4 protein-coding genes are annotated in these 3,269 nt (G+C 51.0%); all 4 read left to right on the top strand.

Annotated features, from left to right (window positions below; all coding sequences use genetic code 11):
- The coding region (locus H6750_21630) for a hypothetical protein (GenBank protein ID MCB9776910.1) at positions 1-460 on the top strand (460 nt) is incomplete at its 5' end.
- A gap of 98 nt (positions 461-558) precedes the next feature.
- Positions 559-834, top strand: a complete 276-nt coding sequence (locus H6750_21635; protein ID MCB9776911.1) for a hypothetical protein — start codon at positions 559-561, stop codon at positions 832-834.
- A gap of 21 nt (positions 835-855) precedes the next feature.
- Positions 856-2,580 carry a calcium-binding protein gene (locus H6750_21640; protein MCB9776912.1) on the top strand — a complete coding sequence of 575 codons (1,725 nt, stop codon included), beginning with the start codon at positions 856-858 and terminating at the stop codon, positions 2,578-2,580.
- A gap of 55 nt (positions 2,581-2,635) precedes the next feature.
- Positions 2,636-3,160 (top strand): hypothetical protein, encoded by a 525-nt coding sequence (locus H6750_21645; GenBank protein ID MCB9776913.1) that lies wholly within the window; start codon positions 2,636-2,638, stop codon positions 3,158-3,160.
- Positions 3,161-3,269 lie beyond the last annotated feature (109 nt).

The following is a 3,269-nucleotide window of genomic DNA, read 5'->3' on the forward strand; positions in this document are numbered from 1 at the left end:
AATTCATTGGAATGATGCCCAAAAGGAAAGTGTTAAACAAGCTCTCCGAGATACCTATCTGCCATCATCAACAGCGCAATTGCTTTTGGATCAAGCAGTTCATATTAATCTGTTAATTTCGGAGTCAGGGAGTTCAGGGCAATATATTGAGAACGAAAAAATGACACCAACGATAATGGTAGATTTTACAGAAATCCAAAGTCTTTACTACATAGGCAAAGATGGGTTGTTTAAAAATATGAGCCTAGAGCGAGTATTAATTCATGAGCTGTATCATACCATTGAAAATCGGCATGATTTAGTTAATCCAGAAACTGGTGAGACTTATGTCCGAAACCAACCTAGGAACTACAATCATTTATCCTTTGATCATTTAGGAGAGGTGGTACGAAAAACCAATCAAGTGATGCTTGAAGCCTGTCTAGAGTCCGAAGGGGACGGGCGGGCGGGCGGGTTATGATGCAACATTCCGTATGGGTTCAACCACCAATCCCTTTGCTGAATTAGATGCCGCGCTGGATTACGCTCCCTGGACAAATGTTGATCTAGCCTTCGGTGATGCCAGGAGGAAACCCTGACTTGCCTCACCTCAATACAAAACCCAATCAACTGTTTACCGCAGACAGAGACAACGGGGATTTGCCTGAAGAATTAGATGATTTGCTCTTTGGCTTTGAGGGCGACGATACGATTAAAAGTGGAGCAGGCAACGACTATCTGTATGGGGGAATGGGGAATGACCGGCTCTTTGGGGGTAGTGGGATTGATCTGTTACACGGAGGAGATCGGACCAATCCCCTCGATGCTGATGGGACCAATATTGCTGACTATTAGGAAGGCGATCATTTTGCGCCGGTGAATGGCGGCATCACGATTAATTTTGACCTGGGCGGGCCATTGCTGGATGGAAAAAAGCCGATTGTGGTGGCCGATGATGGGTATGGGACCCCGGACTATTTGTATTCCATCGAAAAAATCCTCGGCACCTCACAAGACGACACCGTCACGGTTCAGGGTGGCGACGAACTGTTTCAGGCTTCTCATTACGCTCTGAGCCAAGGCATTCTCCCGTTCGGCAGTGCCCTCGAAATTGATGGGGGAGCGGGTGAGGACACTCTTGATTTCACCAACTACACCGGAAGTGTGAATATTTCAGCGTTGGATCCAGCGAATGCCACTGCCGGGGATGTGTCGTTCAAGAATTTTGAAATCGTGATAGATACGGAGAGCGCTGGGCAGGTCGGCTCAGGGAGCGGCTCCGGGGTGTCTCTGTTGCAAGGTTTTTGGAATTATATCGCCGGGGTCCAGACGATTTACGGTAACGGCGGGGATGATACGCTCGTCGTGGGGCCGGATGGAGAACTGATCGATGGGGGCTCGGGCGATGACGTGCTGGTGGCCATTCAAGCCAGCGATGCCACGCTGGATGGCAGTAGCGGGGATGATATCATTCTGTCGTTTGGGGGAGCCGACAATGACCTCTTTGGGGGTGCTGGTAACGACACCCTCTTTTCCCTGACGCCGGGCACCCGCATGACCGGCGGAGTGGGTGCGGACACGTTTTACTTTTCCAACCATACCTTGATTGAAGATGCCACACCCGAGGACCATATCAAAGCCTTTGGTTTAGACCTGTGGGGCGGACAACGGTGGGAAGCATCCGAAGATCCCTGGGCCTACGGGGCCTTTTTGTTTCGCTACGGGATGAATGCCCAAGGCGACTTAGTCATTGAGAGCGCGTTTGGCAAGAGTCTCGGTTGGGGCGCCACGTTTGTGACCAATGCCGACGTGGGGCCGGAGACGCCCCTGAGCGGCCGCACGGCGGGGCTCCTGGTGTTCGAATACGACATGGAGCGCATCCTGCTGGTGAACAATGATACCGGCAAGGGGCTCTATGAATTTTTCCAGTTGGTGTTTGGCTATATGTACAAGGCGCTGCTGGGGGTGTCGCTTTTTGAAGGGGTCGATCCTTTGGTGCTGGATCTGGATGGGGATGGGCTGGAGCTGACGGCCCGCACGCCTCTCTCGCCCGTGTTCGATCTGGATGGCGATGGCTTTGCCGAACAGACGGGGTGGGTGCGGCCCGACGATGGGTTATTGGTGTTCGATCAGAACGCCAACGGGCACATCGATGACATCGGCGAGCTGTTTGGGAACCCCGGCACCTCTTTGGGGAGAAGCCGGTGTTCGTCCCGGCAGCCGATCCACTTTGGTTTTGGCCAAAGTGGACAAAGCCATGTTGGCCGTGGCGGAGCCCTGCGGGTGCCCTGCGTGCTTCGCCGACACCGGCGGCGCACAAACTGGCTACGCTCAGACAGTGTGCACCTGGCTTCCGGAGTCGGCTGCACAGCTCGGCCCCGCCACCAGGCCTGGGGAAATCCAAGACGCCGCAGGTCTCTCCGACGAGGTGGACAAAAAGTTGGAATCCCAACAACAAGCCAATATCCCGTTTCGCCTGGCCCCACACGAATGGAAGAGCGGGGAGATTCCCTGGCTACTCGCGGTCCTAGCGCCCAAGGACGTGGCGCAGGCCTTAGTCAAGAAACTCGAAGAGTCGGTGTTCAAAGACCGAAGGTTTAAACAGTTTAATATGAGCTTCTCTACAGCACCGATTAAGTAAGGAGAGAAAATAATAATGGAGTTGCTATCTCAGGTGGTGTTGGGTGCTTTGCGAAAGATAGTCTGGAGTATTGTTTCGATTATATTCTTGTTCGGGGATTTTGAAATGGCGTCGGGTACAGTTGTCCCACATGGACCTACCTTCGATACCCAACCAATATCCTGTGAAGAATATCTCAAACAGAAGAGAAAATCTAAGAGGCCGGATTCGTTTTTTCAAGCCAAAGTGCAAATTATTGGTTTGCCATTATCCTCAAAATACCCATCAATGAGAATGGTTATGGTGGAAGTAGCCGAGGTGCTTGAAGGCCAGGTGCCAGCTAAGGAATTTCCGGTGGAATATCACGTGGATTTCGGAGATTCAGGCTTACCGTATGAGCATGAAGAAAGCAAATTTTACTATATCATGGGTGGAGTGGCACTTAATCAAGAGATTATTTTATCAAGGCCAATGGAACGATTTCCCAAACCAGGAACACGAAAAAATGTAGTCTTACAATGGCTGACACAATGGTTTTCTGATTGTAAGAGCGTATGGTGACATTAGAGTTTAATGGTGTATTTTTTCTTTGGAGGGCGATGATGAACTGGATTATCACTGACTTTGAAGAGGGAGCTCGCTTAACCTTTAAAGAACCAAATGATGGCTC

The sequence above is a fragment of the Nitrospiraceae bacterium genome (genome assembly GCA_020632595.1).
Lineage (GTDB): Bacteria > Nitrospirota > Nitrospiria > Nitrospirales > UBA8639 > Nitrospira_E.